This window comes from Streptomyces sp. BI87 (assembly GCF_025957665.1).
GTDB lineage: Bacteria > Actinomycetota > Actinomycetes > Streptomycetales > Streptomycetaceae > Streptomyces > Streptomyces albidoflavus.
On the sequence record NZ_CP110079.1, the window covers coordinates 2,506,817 to 2,528,476 of the forward strand.

20 protein-coding genes, 1 tRNA gene and 1 pseudogene are annotated in these 21,660 nt (G+C 75.3%); 12 read left to right on the forward strand and 10 right to left on the reverse strand.

The window, feature by feature from the left end:
- Positions 1-18: 18 nt before the first annotated feature.
- Positions 19-570: a TetR/AcrR family transcriptional regulator gene (locus OIM89_RS10725; protein WP_030699453.1), complete on the reverse strand. Its 552-nt coding sequence runs from the start codon at positions 568-570 to the stop codon at positions 19-21.
- Between the two features lie 120 nt (positions 571-690).
- Between OIM89_RS10725 and OIM89_RS10730 the strand changes: the two genes are divergently transcribed.
- On the forward strand, positions 691-1,254 hold the full coding sequence (locus OIM89_RS10730; RefSeq protein WP_030699454.1) for a GNAT family N-acetyltransferase: 564 nt from the start codon (positions 691-693) through the stop codon (positions 1,252-1,254).
- A gap of 59 nt (positions 1,255-1,313) precedes the next feature.
- Here the strand turns inward: OIM89_RS10730 and OIM89_RS10735 are convergent, their stop codons facing one another.
- A complete protein-coding gene (locus OIM89_RS10735) occupies positions 1,314-2,081 on the reverse strand; it encodes an NPP1 family protein (protein WP_226964305.1) in 768 nt (255 codons plus the stop codon).
- Positions 2,082-2,250: 169 nt separating this feature from the next.
- On the opposite strand from OIM89_RS10735, the gene OIM89_RS10740 reads away from it, so the two are divergent.
- A complete protein-coding gene (locus tag OIM89_RS10740) occupies positions 2,251-2,883 on the forward strand; it encodes a histidine phosphatase family protein (RefSeq protein ID WP_030699456.1) in 633 nt (210 codons plus the stop codon).
- On the opposite strand, the gene OIM89_RS10745 is transcribed toward OIM89_RS10740, so the two are convergent.
- The gene (locus OIM89_RS10745) at positions 2,880-3,848 is read right to left on the reverse strand and encodes a hypothetical protein (RefSeq protein WP_264491187.1); all 969 of its coding nucleotides are present in this window, start codon (positions 3,846-3,848) and stop codon (positions 2,880-2,882) included. The two genes, OIM89_RS10740 and OIM89_RS10745, sit on opposite strands and share 4 nt — an antisense overlap.
- A gap of 192 nt (positions 3,849-4,040) precedes the next feature.
- Here OIM89_RS10745 and OIM89_RS10750 point away from each other — a divergent pair, with 192 nt between their 5' ends.
- Both OIM89_RS10750 and OIM89_RS10755 read left to right on the forward strand, forming a co-directional pair.
- Positions 4,041-4,295 carry a hypothetical protein gene (locus OIM89_RS10750; protein ID WP_030699458.1) on the forward strand — a complete coding sequence of 85 codons (255 nt, stop codon included), beginning with the start codon at positions 4,041-4,043 and terminating at the stop codon, positions 4,293-4,295.
- Between the two features lie 60 nt (positions 4,296-4,355).
- Positions 4,356-5,207 (forward strand): alpha/beta fold hydrolase, encoded by an 852-nt coding sequence (locus OIM89_RS10755; protein ID WP_047468140.1) that lies wholly within the window; start codon positions 4,356-4,358, stop codon positions 5,205-5,207.
- Positions 5,208-5,306: 99 nt separating this feature from the next.
- Here OIM89_RS10755 and OIM89_RS10760 read toward each other — a convergent pair whose 3' ends face one another.
- From OIM89_RS10760 to OIM89_RS10770, 3 genes are all read right to left on the reverse strand, one after another.
- A complete protein-coding gene (locus OIM89_RS10760; protein WP_175510481.1) occupies positions 5,307-6,305 on the reverse strand; it encodes a cellulose-binding protein in 999 nt (332 codons plus the stop codon).
- 138 nt (positions 6,306-6,443) lie between these two features.
- Positions 6,444-7,397, reverse strand: a complete 954-nt coding sequence (locus tag OIM89_RS10765) for an LCP family protein (RefSeq protein ID WP_030699461.1) — start codon at positions 7,395-7,397, stop codon at positions 6,444-6,446.
- 195 nt (positions 7,398-7,592) lie between these two features.
- Entirely contained in the window at positions 7,593-8,378 is a 786-nt protein-coding gene (locus OIM89_RS10770) for an SDR family NAD(P)-dependent oxidoreductase (RefSeq protein ID WP_030699462.1), read from the reverse strand.
- A gap of 73 nt (positions 8,379-8,451) precedes the next feature.
- On the opposite strand from OIM89_RS10770, the gene OIM89_RS10775 reads away from it, so the two are divergent.
- The 3 genes and pseudogenes from OIM89_RS10775 to OIM89_RS10785 all read left to right on the forward strand — a co-directional run bounded on the left by OIM89_RS10775 (position 8,452) and on the right by OIM89_RS10785 (position 10,357).
- On the forward strand, positions 8,452-9,402 hold the full coding sequence (locus OIM89_RS10775) for a phosphotransferase (RefSeq protein WP_047468135.1): 951 nt from the start codon (positions 8,452-8,454) through the stop codon (positions 9,400-9,402).
- 52 nt (positions 9,403-9,454) lie between these two features.
- Positions 9,455-9,862 (forward strand): annotated as a pseudogene (locus OIM89_RS10780) (N-acetyltransferase family protein); the annotation flags it as partial.
- Between the two features lie 171 nt (positions 9,863-10,033).
- On the forward strand, positions 10,034-10,357 hold the full coding sequence (locus OIM89_RS10785; RefSeq protein ID WP_052231072.1) for a DUF4440 domain-containing protein: 324 nt from the start codon (positions 10,034-10,036) through the stop codon (positions 10,355-10,357).
- A gap of 115 nt (positions 10,358-10,472) precedes the next feature.
- On the opposite strand, the gene OIM89_RS10790 is transcribed toward OIM89_RS10785, so the two are convergent.
- A complete protein-coding gene (locus tag OIM89_RS10790) occupies positions 10,473-12,959 on the reverse strand; it encodes an SUKH-4 family immunity protein (protein ID WP_047468132.1) in 2,487 nt (828 codons plus the stop codon).
- A 5-nt stretch (positions 12,960-12,964) separates the two neighbouring features.
- The gene (locus tag OIM89_RS10795; protein WP_030699465.1) at positions 12,965-13,942 is read right to left on the reverse strand and encodes an SMI1/KNR4 family protein; all 978 of its coding nucleotides are present in this window, start codon (positions 13,940-13,942) and stop codon (positions 12,965-12,967) included.
- A gap of 510 nt (positions 13,943-14,452) precedes the next feature.
- Here OIM89_RS10795 and OIM89_RS29975 point away from each other — a divergent pair.
- Both OIM89_RS29975 and OIM89_RS10805 read left to right on the forward strand, forming a co-directional pair.
- Positions 14,453-15,301, forward strand: a complete 849-nt coding sequence (locus OIM89_RS29975) for a YwqJ-related putative deaminase (RefSeq protein WP_151168344.1) — start codon at positions 14,453-14,455, stop codon at positions 15,299-15,301.
- Entirely contained in the window at positions 15,301-15,807 is a 507-nt protein-coding gene (locus OIM89_RS10805) for an SUKH-3 domain-containing protein (RefSeq protein WP_030699810.1), read from the forward strand. The genes OIM89_RS29975 and OIM89_RS10805 overlap by 1 nt, the downstream gene beginning before the upstream one ends.
- A gap of 167 nt (positions 15,808-15,974) precedes the next feature.
- Here OIM89_RS10805 and OIM89_RS10810 read toward each other — a convergent pair whose 3' ends face one another.
- Positions 15,975-17,315, reverse strand: a complete 1,341-nt coding sequence (locus tag OIM89_RS10810) for a sensor histidine kinase (protein WP_264491188.1) — start codon at positions 17,313-17,315, stop codon at positions 15,975-15,977.
- Between the two features lie 237 nt (positions 17,316-17,552).
- Between OIM89_RS10810 and OIM89_RS10815 the strand changes: the two genes are divergently transcribed.
- The 3 genes from OIM89_RS10815 to OIM89_RS10825 all read left to right on the forward strand — a co-directional run bounded on the left by OIM89_RS10815 (position 17,553) and on the right by OIM89_RS10825 (position 20,330).
- Positions 17,553-17,623: transfer RNA gene (locus OIM89_RS10815), tRNA-Gln, on the forward strand.
- 142 nt (positions 17,624-17,765) lie between these two features.
- The gene (gene glmU, locus OIM89_RS10820; protein ID WP_264491189.1) at positions 17,766-19,211 is read left to right on the forward strand and encodes a bifunctional UDP-N-acetylglucosamine diphosphorylase/glucosamine-1-phosphate N-acetyltransferase GlmU; all 1,446 of its coding nucleotides are present in this window, start codon (positions 17,766-17,768) and stop codon (positions 19,209-19,211) included.
- A gap of 144 nt (positions 19,212-19,355) precedes the next feature.
- On the forward strand, positions 19,356-20,330 hold the full coding sequence (locus tag OIM89_RS10825; RefSeq protein WP_003950293.1) for a ribose-phosphate diphosphokinase: 975 nt from the start codon (positions 19,356-19,358) through the stop codon (positions 20,328-20,330).
- A 220-nt stretch (positions 20,331-20,550) separates the two neighbouring features.
- On the opposite strand, the gene OIM89_RS10830 is transcribed toward OIM89_RS10825, so the two are convergent.
- Positions 20,551-21,627, reverse strand: coding sequence for a Gfo/Idh/MocA family protein (locus OIM89_RS10830; RefSeq protein ID WP_078951826.1), 1,077 nt, complete (start codon positions 21,625-21,627; stop codon positions 20,551-20,553).
- Positions 21,628-21,660: the final 33 nt, after the last annotated feature.

The following is a 21,660-nucleotide window of genomic DNA, read 5'->3' on the forward strand; positions in this document are numbered from 1 at the left end:
CCCCGCCCGCCCGTCCGGTCAGCCGGCCGCCAGCCCCGCCAGGTAGCCGTCGACCAGCGCGACCTGCCGGACGGGCGGGAACTCCTCCGGCGCGAACAGGGCCTGCACGACCAGCCCCAGCACGAAACTCTGCGCGGCCGCCGCCACGTCCCCGGCCTTTGGCCCGGCGGGCAGCTCCCCCGCCCGCTGCGCCTCGGCCACGTACCCGGCCATCCGCTCCCGGGCCCGCCGGTACCGCGCCGCGTGCTCCGCCGCCAGCTCCGGATCGGCCAGCGCCACGTCCCAGGAGCCGACCCAGATCCGGTTGTTCGCCGCCCCCGGCCCGTCGAGCGGCAGCACGTCGAGCAGCACCGCCCGCAGCCGCACCAGCCCCGAAGCCTCCCCCACCCGCTCCTCCGCCGGACGCCGCCGCCCCGCCGACCGCCGGTCCAGCACCTCCAGCGCATGCCGCACCAGCGCCCGCTTGCTCGGGAAGTAGTGCGTGACCAGCCCCGTCGTGGCCCCCATCCCGGAGGCCACCGCCCGCAGCGTCAGCCCCCCGAACCCCCGCGCGGCCAGCACCCGCCACACCGCCTCGGAAACATCCTCCCGGCGTGCGTCATGGTCCCCACGAGCTGGCGTCATACCCGGTACGGTACCTACCCAACGCTTGTTACGTATCGCCCGCCCCTCCGACCCCCGGGACCCGCCGTGTACGCCATACCCCTCGCCCCCGGCGCCGAGCTGCGCCCCCTGGAACCCTGGCAGGCCCCCGAGTTCCTGGCCCACATCGACCGGGCCCGCGCCCACACCGACCCGTGGATTCCCTGGGCCACCTACTCCACCGACCTCGACTCGGCCCGCGCCACCCTCCAGTCGTACGCCGACAAACAGGCGGCCGACCGGGGCCGGATCTTCGGCATCTGGCGCGAAGGAACCCTGGTCGGCGGCGTCATGTTCGTCCACTTCGACGCCGCCGCCGGCACCTGCGAGATCGGCGTCTGGTCGGAACCGGCGGGCGAGGGCCACGGCCTCATCACCGCCGCCGCCCGCCACCTCCTCACCCACGCCTTCACCACCCGCGGCCTGCACCGCGCGGAATGGAGGACCACCCCCCGCAACACCCGCAGCCGAGCCGCCGCCCAGCGCCTCGGCATGACCCTCGACGGCACCCTCCGCGCACACTCCTCCTACCGCGGCGAACGCCTCGACATCGAGGTGTGGTCCCTGCTGGCACGGGAGTGGGAGCGGGAGGAGCGTACGGACCGGGCCTAGGGGGTGTCTGACACCCCCTAGCGCACCCGGCCCGCCGCTCATCCAGGCACCCGCCCCTGTCAGGCGTACGGGTCGAAGTCGATCCCCGAGGGCTTCGCCTTCTCCAGGTGGGAGCCGAAACTGGCGTCCTTCAGGCCGAAGTTGGCGCTTCCCCAGTCGTGCTGGCTCAGCTTGTCGCGCAGCCCGGCGGGGTAGCCCTCCCAGCCGACGAGGGCCGGGTACTGCCAGGTGCCCCGGTGGTTCTCCGGGGGCTCGTCGTTGGCGGTGGCGGCGCGGAAGCAGTGGGTGCTGGCGCCGTCCTTGTGGTAGACGATCTTCGGGTGGCTGCCGTCCCAGCGGACGGCGTCGCGGTCGTGGACCTTGAAGTTGCCGTGCGCCGAGGTGGCCACGTACCGGGCCTCGCCGCCGTTCACCCAGACCACCACGTGCTCCCAGTCGTGCCGGTGCCCGCCGAGCCCGCTCCCCGCGACGGCCTGGTCCTTCTCGAAGTACGAGCCGTAGAGGATCGCGCACCAGTCGCCGTCGCACTTGGCGCGGGAGTAGGTGTTGGTGTTGTCGAGGTCCCAGGCGTCCCGGCACTGCCCGTTGAGGGCGCCGGAGGGGTTGAGGCCGCCGTTGAGGGTGCCGTCGGGGCCGATGGCGGGGGTGGCGTAGCAGCCGTCGGTGTCGTAGTCGTAGGCCGGCTGGTACGCCTGCTCCAGCGCGTCGGCACGGGCCGGGAGCGCGGCGGGCGGGGCGGCGTGGGCGCTGCCGGCGAAGGCGACGACGAGGCCGGTGGCGGCGGTGAGGGTGAACGCGGCTCTGCGGAGGCGGGAACCCGTTTTCAAGACGTCCTCCTGAGGACGGTGGGGGGATGACACACGGACACAGCCAGATTTGACATGCCCAACTCACCCTGCCCGAACCACGGGAGCACGGGGTGACAGGTGGGCCACAACCGGGCGTGCGGGAAGGGAAGATGGGGAGTCCCCCCCCAACTCACAGGAGGCCGGTCCCGTGCGCACCCTGCACGTCGTCACCCACCCGGAGGCGACCCACCACGTCGAGGGCGTCGTCGGCGGCTGGCACGACTCGGAGCTGACCGCCACGGGCATCCGGGCCGCGGCCCGCACCGCCCGCGCCCTGCGGGCCCGGATTCCCCAGGAGGCCGCGGTCGAGCTGTACTCCTCGGACCTGCGGCGCTGCCGGCAGACCGCCGAGCCGGTGGCCGGACTCCTCGGCGTACACCCGGTCTGGGACCCGCGCCTGCGGGAGAAGTCCTACGGCGAGGCGGAGGGCAGGCCGCAGGCGTGGCTGGACCGGCGCTTCGTCCCGCCCCCGGCCGCCGGGGAACGGATGGACCACGACGAGGGCGTACCGGGCGCGGAGACCAAGGCGGCCTTGGCGCGGCGCGTCCACGCGGCCATGGACGACATCCTGCGCGGACCCGCCGAGCACCAGATCATCGTGACCCACGGCGGCTCCCTGACCTTCGTGGTGACCGCCTGGATCAAGTTCCCCCTCGAAGCGGCCGGTCACGCCGCTTTCGGCGCGGCCCCCGGCAGCATCACGACGCTCCACGAGGACGACCACTTCCACAACCGCCGCCTGGCCGCCCTGGGCGACACCCGCCACCTGGACCCGGCCTAGAAAGGCGCCCCCGCGTACCCCCGCCCGCGCACCTCCTCGTGGAGCCGCCGCAGCCAGGGTTCGCGGAAGGCAGGGAGCCGGGACAGTGTCCGCAGGAAGACGTCGAGGTCGGCCCGGAAGAGCGTCAGGGGCCGCAGCGCCGGCGGCTCGTCCCGGTGGACCCCGGCGGGCACCCGCCCGGCCGCCGGGTGAGGCAGTTCGTCCGGCCCCCGCGCCAGGTGGAGCCAGACCGCCGCGTCCAGCGGCACCCCGTCGACCCCGCCGGGACAGGGCCACACCTCGCCGGTCCGGGGATGGACCGGGACGAGGGCCAGGGCGCGCGGGTCCTCCGGCACCGGCAGCCCGGGACCGGCGAGCACCACGGTCCGCCCGGGCGGGCCCGGCGGCAGCAGGGCGCCCACCGCGCGGCCGAGGGTCACCGCGAGCGGCCCGGGCGGCACGGCCACGGGCCTGCCGCCGGACAGCGCCACCACCCCGGCCAGCGCGGCGCCGACCGCCGCACCCCAGCGCGGGTCCCACCGCCCTTCCGGCGCGACGGGCTCCACCGGCGCACACTCCTCCGCCAACCGCGACCAGCACGCCGGGAGTTCGTCGGCCTCCCCCGGGACGAGCCGGGTGGCCCCCGGATCGCACCACACCTCCTGCCAGTACCCGCAGTCGTCGACCCGGGTCGCCACCGGCAGCCCGCAGCGCAGGCAGGCCAGGTTGGGGCCGTCACCGCCGGCGGAACCGCAGCAGCCGTCACAGCGTTCGGGGAGCAGCACGGTCCCTGGCAGATCACCGGGGGCGAGCACCGCCGCGCCCGGCGGACCGTCCGGCTCCGGGTCCACGGCGTACGTCCCCGACTCCATCAGCACCGGCATCAGCGAGTGCCCCCACCGCTGCCGGGCATGGACGGGCAGCGCCACCCGCGCCACGGACGCCGACAGCACGGCCTCGCACCCCGCACAGATGAAGACGTCCAACGCCCCTGCTCCCTCCCACCGTTGAGCGCATTCTCGCCAACCACGCGGCCCCGGCCAACCGGATTGACCCGTTCCCCGAGACGGCGGCAAGCCCCCGGCCACCAGCCGTTTCCTCCCACCGGCACGCGGAAAGATGACCTCTGCGACGCGGAGTGTCACCATGACCTCCCACAGCCCTAGGAGGCAGACCCGTTGAGAAGTCGCACCGCCGCCGCCTCCGCCGCCGCGGCCCTCACCCTCCTGCTCGCCGGATGCGGAGCCGACAGCCCCTACGAGGCCGGGTACGCCCACGGCCAGGAGCGCCGGGGCACCCTCGGCGGCGACCTCTTCGGCCAGATCTTCCACTGCGCCACCTGGGCCGAGGAGCAGTACGAGGAGAAGGCCGACCGGAACGCGTTCAAGCGGGGCTGCCAGCACGGCATCAACGACCTGCCGTCCAGGCCGTAGCCACCGCAGGCCGCGAAAAGAGCCGGGCTCCCGCTCCCGCCCCAATGGCACTATCCCCCCATGCCCACCTTCACCGCCCCCGACGGCACCCTCCTCGCCTACCGCGCCGCGGGCGAGGGCCCGCCCCTCGTCTGCCTGCCAGGCGGCCCCTTCCACCCCGCCGCCTACCTCGGTGACCTCGGCGGTCTCACCGCTCACCGGCGGCTGCTCGGGCTGGACCTGCGCGGCACCGGCGCCTCCGGGGTCCCGGCCGACCCCGCCTCCTACCGCTGCGACCGCCTCGTCGCGGACGTGGACGCGCTCCGGCGCCACCTCGGCGTGGACCGCGTCGACCTGCTGGGCCACTCCGCCGGGGCCAACCTGGCCGTCCGCTACGCCGAGCGGCACCCGGACCACGTCGACCGGCTGATCCTGGCCACCCCCAGCACCTTCGCCGTGGACGTGGACGTGCCCGGGCCGGTACGGGCGAAGACGGCCCGGCTGCGGGAGGGCGAGCCGTGGTTCCCGGAGGCGTACGCGGCGCTGGAGGAGGTGGCGGCGGGGCGCGCCACGACCGCCTCCTGGGAGGCCATGGCCCCCTTCATGTACGCCCGCTGGGACGACGAGGCCCGCGCCCACCGCGCCCTCGGCACCCCCTGGCGCGGCACCGAGGCCGCCGCCACCTACGGCTCCGAGGGCGCCTTCGACCCACCCACCACCCGCGCCGCCCTGGCCTCCTTCGACCGCCCGACCCTCCTCGTCGCGGGCGAACTCGACCTGAACTCCCCACCCGAGGCCGTCACTTCGTACGCCGACCTCTTCCCGGACGCCGAGCTGACCGTCCTGCCGGGGGTCAGCCACTTCCCTTGGGTGGACGATCCGCGGGGGTTCGCTGCGGCGGTGAGCGGCTTCCTGGGCCGGCACGCGTCCTGAAACCGGGCACCACCCGTGTCACCCGCCGCCGCACGCTACGGGGCGGCGAGCTGTTCCGGGCGGGGTGAAGATCAGGCCCCTGACCCTGCTCCCGCCCCCCTACGCCACGTCCGGCTCCGCCCCGCCCCCCGGCTGCTCGCGCCGTGCCGCCGGCAGCGCGACCGGGGCTCCGGAGACCTCCGGGGCTTCCTCGGCCTCCGGGGCCGCCGGCACCCCGACCACGCCCCGCCCGGTGAGCGCCGCCAGCGCTGTCCGGATGTGTTCCATGCGGGCCCGCAGCGCCTCGCGCTGCTCCTCGTGGTCGCGGACGAGGCGTTCGGCCTCGGCGGCGACGCGGTCGGCGGTGGCCTGGGCCTGCTGGAGGAGTTCGGCGGCCTGGGTCTGGGCCTCCTGGTCGGTGCGGCGTACGGCTTCCTCGGCCTCGGCGTGGTGGCGTCGGGCCTCGGCGAGGACGGCGTCGCCGTGGTCGTCGAGGGCGCCCTCGTGGCCGCGCGCCACGGTGTCCCGCTCGGCCAGCTCGCGCTCCGCCTCGGCCTCCCGGGCTGCGAGGTCGCGCTCCTGGCCGGCGAGGGTGCGGGCGGTCAGCTGCCGGGCCTCGTCGAGGGCGGCCTCGGCCGCCGCCCGCTCGGCCTGGGCCTCGGCGCGGGCGTCGGTGAGCAGCTGGTGGGCCTCGGCGCGGGCGGCGGCGAGGCGGTCGTCGGCCTGCCGCTCGGCCTCGGCGCGGGTCTCGGCGGCGTACCGGCGGGCTGCCTCGCGCAGGTCGGCGGCGGCCTGCTCGGCGGCGGCGGTGAGGGCGGCGGCCTCGGCCCGGCCGGCCGCGTCCAGGGCCTCGGACTGCTCCTGGACAAGGGCGTAGAGGCGCTGGGCGCGCTCGCCGAGGTTGTCGTAGGTGGGCTCGGGCAGGGTGGCGACGGTCTCGGCGAGGGTGGCGGCCTCCGCGCCGAGCCCTTCGGCGAGGGCGGTGAGCCGTTCGGCCTCCGCGTGCGCCTCGTCGCGCTCCCGCTCCAGGGCGGCGACGTACTGGTCGGCCTGGGCCGGGCGGTAGCCGCGTCCCCGTACCGTCGCGAAGCCGTGCGGCGACGCCGGTGTACTGCTCATCGTCCGTTTCCTCCCGGTCCGCTCGGAACCGCTCGTGCCACGCCGCGCCGCCCGGCCGACCACCCCGGGCCGGCCGCCGCGCGACGGCCACGGCACCACCGTGGGCACCGTATCCACATCCTTTCGCTCAAGGATGCGTCATTTCAGGTCAGAAGTCGGAATCGGGCGATCGTCGCGGAGTGCCGCGAAGAGTTCTCCGGCCCGCCGGCGGTCCCAGACGACCACGTCCCCGGCGCCCGGGACCTCCCCCTCGGACCGGAGCGGGACGGTCAGCGCGCGCTCTGTGCCCTCGGGGTCGCCGGCCGCGCCCCGCAGCCCCCGGGCGAGCCGGAAGAGGTCGCGCACGTCGGTCCGCCGGTCGACGGTGACCGCGTCGAGGGAGGCGGAGAGGAAGGGCCCGGCCCGCCACGGGTCGAGCGCCACCGCCGGGCTCGACGCCTTGTCCGCGACGGCCGAGACCAGCTGCCGCTGGCGCCGCACCCGGCCGAGGTCGCCTTCGGGGTCGCTGTAGCGGGCCCGTACGTAGGAGAGGGCCTGGACCCCGTCCGTCTCCTGGCAGCCGGCCGCGAAGTCCGCCCCCGACCTCTCGTCGCGCAGCCCGCCCGCCGGTACGCAGATCCGCACCCCGCCGAGCGCGTCCACCACGTCGACGAAGCCGAGGAAGTCGACCTCCGCGAAGTGGTCCAGCCGCAGCCCCGTCGCCTGCTCGACGGTCCGGGTCAGCAGCTTCGGCCCGCCCAGCGCGAAGGCCGAGTTGATCTTTCCCTGGCCGTGCCCGGGGATCGCCACGTACGAGTCGCGGGGGAGCGAGACCATGGTCGTGCCGTGGTCCCCCTGGTGGACGATCATGAGGGTGTCGGTGTTGCGCACCTCGTTCGCGCCGACGTGCAGTTCGCGGCGCTGCTCGGGGGTGAGGGTGGCGCGGCTGTCCGAGCCGATCAGCAGCCAGTCGGTGCCCTGCCCGGCCTTCGGCCGCCCCGCGTACTCCCCGAAGGCGTCCGTGGTCCGCACCCGCCCGTCGGCCCAGAAGTACACCGCCGTCCCCGCCCCGGCCACCACCACGACCAGCGCCACCACCGTCCACAGCACCACCCACGGCCACCGCCGCCGGCGCCTGCGCCCGCCTCCCGCCCCCGGCCCGTGCGTGGGGGGCGGGCCCCACTCGCCCGCCGCTCCCGCTCCTGCCTCACCCGCGCCCGTCATGTCGGCATGATCCGGCGGCCCCGGCGGCGGCGCAGGACGGGCCCGGCAGATGGCCTACGCCCACCCCGCCGCCCCGGCGCCGGATCACGTCCCCCGCAGCACCTGGGCCAGCCCCTGGTTGCTGTTGAGGATGCCGCCGTCCACGGGCAGCGTGATCCCGGTGATCCAGGCGGCGTCCCGCGAGGCGAGGAAGGCCACGGCCGCCGCGACGTCCTCGGGCCGGCCGATCCGGCCCAGCGGATAGTGCTCCGCCGCCGCTTCGAGGGACGCCTCACGCCCGGCCCACGCCGGGGTGGCGATGGTCCCCGGGGCGACCAGGTTGACCCGCACCCCGCGCGGCCCCGCGTGCCCCGCGAGCGTCCGCGTGAGGCCGGCGAGCCCGGCCTTGGCGGCGCTGTACGCGTGTCCGCCGAAGTCCTGCTCGCCGTTGACCGAGCCGACGCTGACCACGGCCCCGCGCCCGTCCGGGGCGGCCGCGAGGTGGGGCAGGGCGGCGCGGGCGCAGCGGTAGGCGCCGGTGAGGGTGATGTCCAGGTCGCGTTCCCAGACCTCGTCGCTGCCGTCCTCGAAGAGCGGGGTGTCCTGCCCGGCCGAGCAGGCGTTGTTGACCAGCACGTCGAGCCCGCCGAAGCTCTCGACCGCGTACGCCACGGCCGCCTCCACCGCCGCCCGGTCCCCGACGTCGCAGGCGAGCGCCCGCGCCTCCCACCCCTCCCCGCGCAACCCGGCCGCCACCTTCCCGGCCCGCTCGCCGTCCCGGTCGGTGACGAGCACCCGCGCGCCCTCGCCGGCGAACCGCCGCGCGACGGCCTCCCCGATGCCCTGTCCGGCGCCGGTGACCAGCACCCCGTATTCCTCGAATCGCCTCATGGGCCGGGGGCTACCCACCTCCGGCTCCCTTATCCGTTTCCGCCCCGGGCGCCCCACGTGGAACCTTGTCCCCATGACCGACTTCGCCACCCCCGAACAGCTCGCCCGCCGCACCGCCTCGGCGGTGGACGCCGCCGTCGCCGCGGGCCGCGACCTCGGCCTGACCGTGACCGGGCCGAGGGTCCTGCACGACCTCTTCTCGGTCGTCGTCCACCTCGCGCCCTCCCCCGTCGTCGCCCGCCTCCCCGTCGTCCTGCCGCCGGCCGAGACACCCGAGGCCCTGGCCCGCCGCCAGCAGGCGGAACTCGACGTGGCCCACTGGCTCGACACCCAGGGCACCCCCGTCATCCCGCCCAGCCCGCTCGTCCCGCGCCGCCCCGTCGCCCGCGACGGCTTCTCCCTCACCTTGTGGCAGTACGTCGAGGAGGACCGCGACCGGGCCCCCGACTACGCCGCCAACTCCCACCGCACCGCCGCCCTCCACGCCGCCCTGCGGTCCTACCCGGGCGAACTCTCCTTCCTCTCCACCGCCGGCCCCGACTCCCTCTCCGCCTCCCTCGACCTCCTCGCCACCCGCCCCGACCTCCTGGCTCCGGACGACGTGGACCGCGCCCGCCGCGAATGGGAGCTCCTGGAACCCCTGGTCCGCTCCCGCACCGCCTTCGAGGCCGCCTTCCCCGGCATCGACCTCCAGCCGGTCCACGGCGACTGCCCGCCCGCCAACCTCTTCTCCGGCACCGCCGGGGACCTGTACGCGGACTTCGAACTCCTCACCCTGGGCCCGGTGGAGTGGGACCTGGCCACGCTCGGCCCCGAACTGGTCGCGGCGTACGACCGGGGCGCGGCGGAGGCGGGCATCCGCCGCCTCGACGAGCGGGTGCTGCGCTTCGTCGACGCCGTGGGCCGGCTGCGCGGGATCACGGCGCTGGCCCTGGCGCCCCAGCTTCCGGTGCTGGTGGAGTACCTGACACCGATGGTGGAGGCGTGGCGCGGGATGCCCTTCGCGGGCGGGGTGGAGCGATGACGGGCCCCGGGCAGGGCTCCGGCAGTCGACGGCGCCGGGCGAGCGAACCGACGTGACCGGTGCCGCCCTGCGCCCCGCGCGCCCCGAGGACGTCCCACTCGTCCAGGAGCTCGCCCGCCGGACGATCGACGCGCGGTACCGCTCGTTCCCGGGGGACGAGGGCGTCGACGGCTACCCCGGCAGCGGCGCCTCCGACGAGCACCTCGCCTCCCACTTCCTCGCCGGGCACCTCCACTGCCTGGAGGCGGGCGGGGAGATCGTGGGGCTGCTGATCGTCGAGGGGCCCACCGTCGACCTGCTGATGATCGACGTGGACCGGCAGCGGCAGGGACTGGGCAGGCTGCTCCTGGCCGAGGCCGAACGGCTGCTCCTCCCCCAGTACGAGGAGATCCGCCTGGAGACCTTCGCCACCAACGTCGCGGCCGTCGCCTTCTACGAGGCGTGCGGCTGGACGGCGGCGGGCCGCCCGGAGTCCGAGGGCCCCGACCGCGTCGAGTTCCGCCGAAGCCGGGAGCAGCACAGCGCCGGGGAGGGGGCCGCCGGGGAGGAGACGGCCGCACCCGACGCCCCGCCTCGCCGGAGCTGGTCCCCCGGCGACTCCGTCGCCGCCGCCGTCGCAGGCGAACTCGCCCTGCTCACCCCCGGGGTCCGCGCCGATCCCGCCGAGGCGGCCCGCCTCCTCGACCCCGAGTTCACCGAGATCGGCGCCTCCGGCACCCTCTGGACCCGCGAGGCCGTCCTTGCCGCCCTGCCCACCTTCGAGGACGCCGACGACCCGGGCGCCGAGGTCCTGGAGATGGCCGGCACCCTCCTCGCCCCCGGCTGGGTCCAGCTGCGGTTCGTGACGGTGCGCGGGGAGCGGCGGGCCCGGCGCACCTCGCTGTGGCGGCTGGCGGAGGGCGGGGAGCACTGGCGGATGTACTTCCACCAGGGCACCCCGGCCTCGGACGCCTGAGGCCGGGCGCGGCCGCCCCCGGCTCCGCCGCCCGTCCTCACGTCAGGGTCAAGTGCCGGGGCCCCCGCACGCGGTGCGCGTGCGGGGGCCTTCGCGGTTCAGCGGCGGGCCGGGGTCAGAAGAGCCCGTCCCACATCTGTTCCAGGACCACCGACCACCAGTTCTCCGGCGAGCCGAGCGCCGCCGGGTCGAGGGCGGCCAGCTGGGCCTGGAAGTCGACCGTCCAGCGGCCGGCCTGCTCCTGGTTGAGGCCGAAGCGCAGCCGCCACATGCGGGCCAGCAGGGCCAGGCAGCGGACGAACTCGGGCAGCCCGGTGTTGACGAACTGCGGCGGCACGGGCGCCCCGCCGGGCCCCGCCTCCACCGGCACCGCCACGATGTGCGCGGTGCCGTACTGGACGCAGAGCGCCTTGCCGAAGTCGCTCCCCATCACCAGGTACGACCCGGCGTCGGAGGCGGGCTGCAAGCCGCGCTCCTGGGCCAGCTCGGCGAGGGTCGGGACGGGGCGCCCCGGCTGGGCCTGGGCCCAGAAGAACGGGCCGAGGTCCAGCGGCAGCCCCGCCCACACCAGGGTGTGGGCGACCACGTCCGGGACACCCTGCCGCGAGACGGCGTGCTGGTCGAAGCGGAAGACGCCCTGCGGGCCGAGGGCACCGGCCAGCTCCTGGGCGAGGACGTCCGGGCCGACCTGCGGCGCGGGCGGCACCGGCGGCAGCGGCGCACGGACCGGCGCCGGACGCGCGGGCCCGTCCGCGACCTGGTGCAACTCCCCCTGGTGCTCCAGCAGTTGACGCATGCCCTCCTGACGGGAGGCGTGGTCGCTGCCGTACGGGGCGATGGAGGTGATGCGGGCCTGCGGGAAGGTCTCGCGGATCATCCGGGCGCAGTAGGCGCCGGGCAGTTCGCAGGACTCCAGCTCGGTGTGGAGCTCCAGCACCTGCTGCGGCGGTACGCCCATCGCCCGCAGCTCGTGCAGCATCTGCCACTCGGGGTGCGGGGTGCCGGGCGCGGAGCGGCGGATGAGCTGCTGCTCGGAACCGTCCTGGGCGCGGTAACGCAGCACCGCCTGGTAGCCGGGGCCGACGGTGGGCTGGCCGACGGGCTGCTGGGGGTAGCCGTAGCCGGCGCCGGGGGCCTGCGGCGGGGGTCCGGGCGGGCCGGGCGGCTGCGGGACGTTGCCGCCCGGGCCCGGGGCGGGTCCGGCCAGCATGGTCGCGGCGTGGTGGACCCCGCCGGGCGGGGTGCCGGGGGCGGCCGGGGGCGGCGTACCGGGGGCGCCGGGCGGACCGGGCGGCTGCGGGACGTTGCCGCTCTGGCCCGGGTTGGGCCCGGCCAGCATGGTCGCGGCGTGGTGGACCCCGCCCGGAGGGGTGCCCGGGGCGCCGGTCGGGGGCGGCGGGGTGCCGGGGGCGCCGGGAGGACCGGGCGGGCCGGGGGGCTGCGGGACGTTGCCGCCCTGGCTCGGGCCCGCCAGCATCGTCGCGGCGTGGTGGACACCGCCCGCAGGCGTGCCCGGGGTGCCCGGGGCGCCGGGCGGGGCCGGGGGCGGCGGGGTGCTCGGTCCGCCGGACGTGCCGGAGGCGGCCGACTCCGGGAGCTGGGAGGCGAGTTGCGTCGGCAGGTAGGCCGCGCCGCCGCCCTGCGACTCGGCTCCGGCCTGCGCACCGGGTGCGCCGGGCGGGCCGGGCGGCGGGGGCGGGGTCGCGCCGGTGTTGCGGGGGCCGCGCGGGGCGGCCTGGGCCTTGCTGGTGGCGGCGTCCGCGATGTCCTCGGCGCCGGGCGGGACCGGGCGGCCCGGCTCGGGCGCGGGCGGGGCGGCCGGTGCCGAGGGGGCGCCGGCCGGCGGGGCCGCCGGGATGTCCTGGGCGGGGACGACGGCGGTGGGCGGCAGCGCGGAACCACCGGAGATCAGCGCCGTCTTGGCCTCCGGGGAGACCCCGGGAGGCGGGGTGCGCTCGTCGTCGTCACCGCTGAGCGGCGGGGCGAAGACGGTGGCGGGCGCGGGCACGGCCCGGTCGTCGTCGGCCTCGCTGGTGTCCGTACCGGCCCACGGGGTCGCCTCGGCGGCGGCTCCGTCCACCTGGGCCGCGGCCGGCCACGGCGTACCGCCACCGGGGGTGCCCCCGGGCGGGGCGGGCTCGGCGGGCGGCTGGGGGGCGGGGGGCGCGGCGGGGGCGCCCGTACCCGAACCCGTGCCCGTAGCGGCGGACGACTCCGCGCGGTGGTCCGGGATGCCGAGCTTGTCGGCGGCCTCCTGGAGCCATTCGGGCGGGCTCAGCAGGAAGGAGGTCTGTTCGAGGTCGTTGCCGCGCGGCGGGGCGGGCGGCTCGGCGGCCTGTCCGGCGCGGCCGTACTCCTCCTCGTACCGGCGGATCACCTCGCCGACCGGCAGGCCCGGCCAGAGGGTGGTGTCGCCGCTGTCGCGGGCGATGACCAGGCGCTGGCGGCCGCCGTCCGAGACGGGCCCGCCCTCGCGGTCCTCGGCCCACACCACGAACCCGAGGTCGAACTCGCGGACCCGCACCTCGCGGTGCTGGTACGCGGGCAGGTCGGCGTTGATCCATTCCTCGGCGCGCTCCTGCGCCTGTGCGAAGGTCACCATCGGGCTCACCCCTCCACCGGGACGGCCTCGGCGAAGCCGCCGTCCACCATCAGGTTGGCCACGGTCTCCAGCTCCGGCGGGCTGCCCGCCAGCCGGTCCAGGAACGCGTCGAAGTCGTCACCGCAGGGCAGCAGCAGCCGCTCCACACGGTCCTGCACCGACCAGCCGTCCTGGTCGCGTGCGTCGTCGTAGGCACAGAACCACACCGAACCGGTGCGTTCCCCGCGCACCTTCACCGCGAGCAGGCCGCCCTGGACGAAGGCGACGCCCAGGTAGTCCTTGGTGAGGTGGTCGCGCAGGCACTTGTTGGCGTACACCAGGTCGTTGGCGGCGGCCTGGTCGCGCAGGGTCAGGAAGGGCTGGTCGACGAGGAGGCCGAGCTCCGCGTCGAGCGCCACCCCGGCGGGGGCGCAGCCGCCCGCCGCCTTGAGGAAGTCGCGGTAGGCGCCCGGCAGCCGGTAACCGAGGTCCTCCTCGGCGGCCAGCACCTGCTGCTCGCTGACGGCCGTGGCTCCCTTGGGCAGGGCGAAGTGGGCGGGCCGGGTCTCCTGGAGCGGGCGGGTGCCGCGCTTGCCGTGGTCGACGGTGGTGGTGGCGAGCCCCGCGTGGTGCCGCAGCAGCGCCTTGACCTCGACCGGGACCAGCTGGAGGCGCCGGGTGCGCGCGACGTGGTGCCAGGTCCAGCCGTGCGGGGTGGCGACGGCCGGCAGGGTCTCCCACAGTTCGTGGCCGGCGGCGGCGAGCGCCGCGTTGGCCGACACGTAGTCCGTCAGGCGCAGTTCGTCCACGCCGAAGCCCTCGGGCGGGTCGGCGATCTCCACGGCCGCACGCGCGTACGGCGTGAAGTCCGGGTAGCCGTCACCGTCGACGCGCACCCCGGCCGGGTGGCGCTTCGCGCGGACCGGGTCCGGGAAGCGCACGACCTGCCCGGCGTACGCCGCGTTCGGCGGCGCGGCCTGCTGCCCGAGCCGACCTGTCGTCATGGCGGTTGCCCCCTGCGGCACTGTGTTTGATTCGCGGACAGCGACAGCCTATGCGGTGGTACCGGGCCGGGTCACCGGCCGCCCGCCCCCGTCACAAGCGGTGGCACGACCGTCACGGCAGCCCCCGGCCACCCGCACAGGCACCACCCCTGAGTGCGACGCCCACCCCCCTGACACCGGTTGCACCCTCTTCGTACGCGCTTGCGCCCCTGCCTCCCTCCGTGGGACCCGCACTCCCCTCCCCCCACCCCGCCCACCCACCTCCCCACGAAAGCCGCATCCCCTCCCCAACCAGCACCAACACCCGATCCTGGTACGCCTCTTGACCGCACAACGGTCGTACGCCCCGAGCGCACACCGTGTCCCCGCACCGCCACAACCTCGCGACACGTACGCCGCAACCCGGCCCCAGCTTCGCCCCGGGCCCCCCGATTTGGCAGGCTGGACCCGCAAACCGGGGGCGTGACACCCGTGGCGGCGACCACGGGCACGGGAGGGACGAGCACGACGATGCGTACCGCTAGGCGCAGTACCGACGACCAGACACCGGCAGGCCGGACCGGCAGATCCGGCCCGGCACCCGGCCGCACCCCGGGCCTCGACCACACCGGCGTACGCCCCGGGCACACCGGCCACCTCGGCGCGCCCCCGAGCCCCGGCACGCTCGCGAGCCCGGGTGCGGCCACCCACCCCCGGAGCACCGACCGGCCGTTCGGCTTCACCGCCCCGGCGCCGGCCCGCCCGGCCGCCCGCTTCGGCGGCGGCGCCGGGGACCCGGCCACGCCCCCGGCCGGCGGCCCCACCCTCACCCTCACCACCGGCACCGCCGCCGAACCGGCCGCCGGCGCCCCCGGCGTCCCGGCCCCGGCCCTCTCCCCGGAGGCCTCGGGCGACCCCCGCGTCGGCTGGAGCAGCACCGCCCCCGTCCCCTTCCTGCGCCACCGCAGGGACGGCATCCTGCCCGCGGTCGCCGCCGCGCTCTCCTGCCGCGGGCTCACCCTGACGGCGACGGCGGGCCGCGCCGACCGCGCCCCCGAGCTGCACCCGCTCGTCGAGGACTTCCTCTCCACCCTCACCAGCGACCGGCGGGAACGGTTCACCGGACGGTGTGCGGAAACGATCCTCATCTCGCGCCGCATCACCGGCGCCGACGAGACCCGCTCCAAGCGCGCCGCCCGTAAGCCGATGACGGTCGGCGAGGCCCGCAAGGCCCTCAAGCACGCCAAACTCACCACCCGCCGTATCCGCGAGGACGGCGACCCCGAGCACGGCGCCTTCGCCCCGCCCTGCCGCAGCTGCGCCGCCCTCGCCGCGCACTTCGGCGTCCACGTCGTCGACCCCACCCCGGACCAGCCCTGATGCCGAACCGCACCTCCACGACCCGATTCCCGATCACCGTGGACGCCGCCCTGCGCGCCGCCGGCTGGCAGCCCGGCCGCTGGGACATCAAGCAGGCCGAGATCTGGGCCGACACCCTCCGCGCCCACACCACCCCCGGCGGCCACCAGCACACGGTCTCCCCCGCCGCCGTCGAGTCCTGGGCAGAGTTCGGCGGCCTCCGCATCGCCCCCAAGGGCCCCGGCCGCCAGCTCACCCCCAGCACCTTCCGCATCGACCCCCTCGCCGGCCTCCACATGGCCCGCACCCTCGCCGACCTCGGCCGCGCCCTCGAAACCGAACTCTGCCCCCTCGGCGAGGAAACCACCGCCGACACCGCCGCCCCCCAGTCCCTCCTCGCCATCGACACCGAGGGCCGCGTCTACGCCATCGACCACACCGGCGACTGGTACCTGGGCCCAGACATCGACGCCGCCCTCACCACCCTGCTGTCGGGGGTACCGCCGATACGGCTGACGGTGGGGTAGGGGCCACCCTCATCAAGCCGGCCAAGCCTGGCGGGCGACGCCTGAGGCCAATCAGTAACGGCAACGTTCGCCCCGAACCCCAGCCGGAATCCAGCCCGTCCGGCGCTTGAGGACACTCCCCGTCCGGCCCGAGGACACCCTTCAGCCCGGCCGGCGCCTGAGGCCGGTCAAGCCTGCCCGGCGTTCGAGGGCACCCCGGGCTGCGCCGGCAGCACAGCCGAAACCCGAAACCCCCCGGCCTCGGTCTCCCCGGAGACGAACACCCCACCAAGCGCGAGAACCCGCTCCCGCATCCCGACGAGCCCGTTGCCCCCACTGGGCAACATCGCCGCACCCCCACCCCCCGCGGGCGGCGCACCATTCTCCACCTGCATGGCCACCTCCCCTTCCCGGTGCGCCAACCGCACCGTCGCCCCGGCCCCGGCAGCATGCTTGTGCACGTTGGTCAACGCCTCCTGCACCACCCGATAGGCCGTCTGCTCGACCTCGGGCGCGTAGTCCCGCGCCTCCCCCTGGACGGACAGCTCGACCTTCATCCCGGCGGCCCGCGACTGCCCCAGCAACTCCTCCAGCTCGGCGAGCGAGGGCCCGTCCTCGGCCGCCCCCGCCCCGGCCCGCGTCGCGGCGGCAGCGGCGGCCACCCCGACGGCGGCCAGCGGCACCGCGCCCCGTACGGAAGTGCCGAGCGCCTCCCCGGCCCGCAGCACCCCGAGCATCTCGCGCAGCTCGGTGAGGGCCTGGCGCCCCATGTCCCCGACGAGCGCGGCGTTCTTCACGGCCTTCTGCGGGTCCTTGAGCGCGACCGCCTGCACGGCGGCGGCGTGCACCACCATCAGGCTGACCCGGTGGGCCACCACGTCGTGCATCTCGCGCGCGATCCGGGTCCGCTCCTCGCCGCGCGCCCAGTCGGCCCGCTCCTCGGCCCGCTCGGCCAGCAGCTGCAACTCGGTCTCCAGGCTGTCCGCCCGGTCCCGCAGGCTCTCCATCAGCCGGCGCCGCGCCCCCACGTACAGCCCGAGCAGCACGGGCGGCGCGGTCATCGCCACCGAGGCCAGCACGGACATCAGCGGCAGGAACCACACGTCGATCCGGGAGCCGGCGATGTCGCCCACGCCCTGGTGGGTCCGCATCAGCGTGACGATCAACGTCGCGGCCAGCGACATCCCGGTGGTGACGCCGATGATCCGGCGCGGCACCTGCGAGGCGGCCAGGGTGTAGAGGCCGACCGTCGCCAGCAGGAACCCCATCTCGGCCGGGGTGATCGCGATGGCGACCAGCACCACCGCGACGGGCCACCGCCGCCGCACCACCAGCACCGACCCGGCGACGACGCCGAGCAGCACCCCGATCCCCACCGGCAGCCCGGCGCCCTCGGCGAACCCCACCCCCTCGACTGCGCACTCCAGGGCCGACCCCAGGGCCAGCCCCCCGTCCAGCACGGCGCTTCGCCGCCGCTCCCACCACCACGGCCCCCCGGCCGCGCGGTGCTCTTCCCCCGTCGTGGTCATACGCACCAGCGTACGGGGGCGGCCTGCGACAATTCCGGCGAGTGCCGCGTCCCGCGCCGCGCCCGCGCCACCCCGGCCCCGGGCGGCACCCGGCCCCCGCGGCGGGCCCGTACGACCGCCGCGTACCGGCGGCGGCGCCCGGCTCGGGCGGATCGTCGCGCCGAGGCCGGACGTTGGGGCATAGTGGTGTCGCGCGTCAAGGGGCCGATCATGGATGGGCCCTCGTGCGGCGTACCTTCCCGGGTCGTCTAATGGCAGGACAAATGGTTTTGGTCCATTGAATGAGGGTTCGATTCCTTCCCCGGGAGCACGTCGGCTCCGTCCTCGGAGCACCCCAGCGGGTCCCGGCCACCTCGGCCGGGACCCGCTGCGCGTTCGGCCCGCCCGGGCGGTCCGGGGGCTCCCCGGTATCCTTCGGGTGACCAGCACCCGAAGCCGAAGGGCACATCCGTGAGCGCCATCCGCCCGGCAGCCGTCATCGTCCTCGCAGCGGGTGAAGGCACCCGTATGAAGTCGGCCACTCCCAAGGTCCTGCACGAGATCTCCGGACGTTCCCTGGTGGGCCACGTACTGACCGCCGCCCGCGAGCTGGACCCGGTCGAGCTGGTCGTCGTCGTCGGCCACGCCCGCGAGCGGGTCACCGCCCACCTCGCCGAGGTCCACCCCGGCGTCCGCACCGCCCACCAGCAGGAGCAGAACGGCACCGGCCACGCCGTCCGTACCGCCCTCGCCGAGCTGGGCGGCTCCGTCGACGGCACCGTGGTGGTGGTCTGCGGCGACACCCCGCTGCTCACCGGCGCCACGCTGACCGCGCTGGCCGAGGGCCACGCCAAGGACCGGAACGCCGTCACCGTGCTGACCGCCGAGGTCCCCGACGCCACCGGGTACGGCCGGATCGTCCGCGACGCCGAGGGCGCGGTCACCGCGATCGTCGAGCACAAGGACGCCACCGCCGAGCAGCGCGCCCTGCGCGAGATCAACTCCGGCGTCTTCGCCTTCGACGGCCGCCTCCTCGCCGAGGCCCTGGCCGCCGTACGCACGGACAACAGCCAGGGCGAGGAGTACCTCACCGACGTCCTGGGCATCCTGCGCGACGCGGGCCACCGGGTGGGCGCCTCGCTCGCCGCCGACCACCGCGAGATCGCGGGCATCAACAACCGCGTCCAGCTCGCCGCCGCCCGCCGCGTCCTCAACGACCGCCTGCTGGAGGACGCCATGCTGGCCGGCGTCACCGTCGTCGACCCGGCCTCCACCCTGATCGACGCGACGGTCACTTTCGGCCAGGACGCCCTGATCCACCCGGGCACCCAGCTGCTGGGCACCACCCACGTCGCCGAGGGCGCCGAGGTCGGCCCGAACACCCGGCTGACCGACACCGCCGTCGGCGAGGGCGCCCGCGTCGACAACACGGTCGCCCTGAAGGCCGAGATCGGCCCCGAGGCCACCGTCGGCCCCTTCGCGTACCTCCGCCCCGGCACGCGCCTGGGCCGCGCCGCGAAGGCCGGTACGTACGTGGAGATGAAGAACGCCACGATCGGCGAGGGCACCAAGGTCCCCCACCTGAGCTACGTGGGCGACGCCACCATCGGCGACCACAGCAACATCGGCGCCGCCAGCGTCTTCGTCAACTACGACGGCGTGAACAAGCACCACACCACGATCGGCAGCCACTGCCGCACCGGATCGGACAACATGTTTGTGGCACCGGTCACGCTCGGGGACGGGGTCTACACCGCCGCCGGCTCGGTGATCACCAAGGACGTGCCGTCGGGCGCTCTGGCCGTAGCCCGGGGCCAGCAAAGGAATATCGACGGCTGGGTGGCCCGCAAGCGACCCGGAAGCGCCGCCGCGAAGGCCGCGGAGAGCGGCTCGGAGGAGGCCCCGGCCGAAAGCTGACCGGAAACGGCTGCGCCAGACACGGCGTACCGTGATAGATGCACGCGATTTGGCTGGCTCGCTGTTCCAAGGTCTGGCACGTCAGGGGTGTCCGGAACCGGGGCGGGTGCAGCGGCGGAAGATTCGTCTGAGGAGACAAGTGCTGTGACCGGGATCAAGACGACCGGCGAGAAGAAGCTGATGCTCTTCTCCGGCCGCGCCCACCCCGAGCTTGCCGAGGAGGTCGCCCACCAGCTGGGGGTCGGTCTCGTACCGACCAAGGCATTCGATTTCGCCAACGGTGAGATCTACGTGCGGTTCCAGGAGTCGGCGCGCGGCGCGGACTGCTTCCTGATGCAGAGCCACACCGCCCCGATCAACAAGTGGATCATGGAACAGCTGATCATGATCGACGCTCTGAAGCGGGCCTCCGCCCGGAGCATCACCGTGATCGTCCCGTTCTACGGCTACGCCCGCCAGGACAAGAAGCACCGCGGCCGCGAGCCCATCTCGGCCCGCCTCGTCGCGGACCTGCTGAAGACGGCGGGTGCCGACCGCATCCTCACCGTCGACCTGCACACCGACCAGATCCAGGGCTTCTTCAACGGCCCCGTCGACCACCTCTTCGCCCTCCCCATCCTCGCGGACTACGTGGGCGCCAAGGTCGACCGCTCCAAGCTCACCATCGTCTCCCCCGACGCCGGCCGCGTCCGCGTGGCCGACCGCTGGTGCGACCGGCTCGGCGCCCCGCTGGCCATCGTCCACAAGCGGCGCGACAAGGACGTGGCCAACCAGGTCACCGTCCACGAGGTCGTGGGTGACGTCGAGGGCCGCGTCTGCGTCCTGGTCGACGACATGATCGACACCGGCGGCACCATCTGCGCCGCCGCCGACGCCCTCTACGCCCACGGCGCCGAGGACGTCATCGTCACCGCCACCCACGGCGTCCTCTCCGGCCCCGCCGCCGACCGCCTCAAGAACTCCAAGGTCAGCGAGTTCGTCCTCACCAACACCCTCCCCACCCCCAACGAACTGGAACTGGACAAGATCACCGTCCTCTCCATCGCCCCGATGATCGCCCGCGCGGTCCGCGAGGTCTTCGAGGACGGCTCGGTCACCAGCCTGTTCGAGGAGGAGTAACCACTCCTCACGCGGAGGCGATCCACCCCGCGGAACGCGGGAGACCCCGCAGGAACGCTTCTGCACCCATAGCGCGCACACGTAAGGCCCGGCACCCGGGGAAGGTGCCGGGCCTTACGCATGACGCCCGGCCCCCTGCTGCGAGGACGAGCGGGCCGCGAGACCCGCTTCGGGAGTTCGGTCCGGGCTCTTCCGACGTCGTTGCCGCCGGCATCAGGAACTAACTGCCTGAACAGCTCTCCGGTCCGGTCGCCACCGCGGGCACCGGAACGGGACGGGACCCGTTGGCCAGCGACTCCGCGCCGGCCACGCCGACCAGTGACGCGGCCACGGCGGGCCGCACCGGTACCAGCGGTGGCTCTCCGCGCTCCATGGTGGCCCGAAAGGCGCGCAGTACCCGCACGGTGCCCTCGGCTGCGCGTGCCACGGGTTCCCCGGCCAGGGTGAGCGGCACGGGGGAACGCTCCTCCTCGCGGACGTGGCCGTCCGGGGTCGCCCAGCCCTCCGTTCTGACACGGACCGACCAGGACCGTTCGCCGGCGGCCCGGACGGACTCGGCCATCGCCCTGGTGCCACGTACGGAGATCCAGCTCCAGTGGCTCTCGGGTTCGCCCTGGAGGAACCCGTGCCGTGTGAGGGCCAGTGCCCCGGTGGACAGCCGTACCGCCATGACGACCGCGGCGCGTGGGTCCGCCTCGTCCACCGAGAACGCCGACACCTCCACCGGCCGGGCGCCCGTGAGGGCCAGCACCGGTGAGAGGGTGTGCGTGCAGTACGCCGTGGGGGCGATGCGCCCCCTCCAGTGTCCCGGGTCGCCGATCAGGCCCGCGACGTCGGGCGGGGACATGCCGTGCAGGTAGTCCGCCTCGATCAGGCTGACCCGGCCCAGTTCCCCGGCCTCGATCGCCTGCCGGATGAGCCTGACGTGCGGATGGGCCACGTAGTTCTCGGCGAAGGAGTAGGTCGCGGACGACCCGTCCGCCGCCGCGACGAGCCGCGCTCCTTCCGCGGCGTCCACGCACGCCGCCGACTCGGACAGCACATGCACCCCGCGGTTCAGGAACGCGACGGCCAAGGGCGCGTGCTCATCGAAGTCGTTGGCCAGGACGACCCCGTCAAGACGGTGCTCCAGCAGCTCCTGCCACTGTTCCACCAGCACCGCACCGGGCAGCCGCGCCCGTGCCAGGGCGCGGCGTTCGGGGTCGCGGTCACATACCGCCACGACCTCCAGGCCCACCTTGCGGCCCCACTCCGCCAGGTGAAGCCCCATCCCGAGTCCGACCACTCCAGTCCGCACACAGGCATCATCCAGGGCACTGCCCTGTCTTCA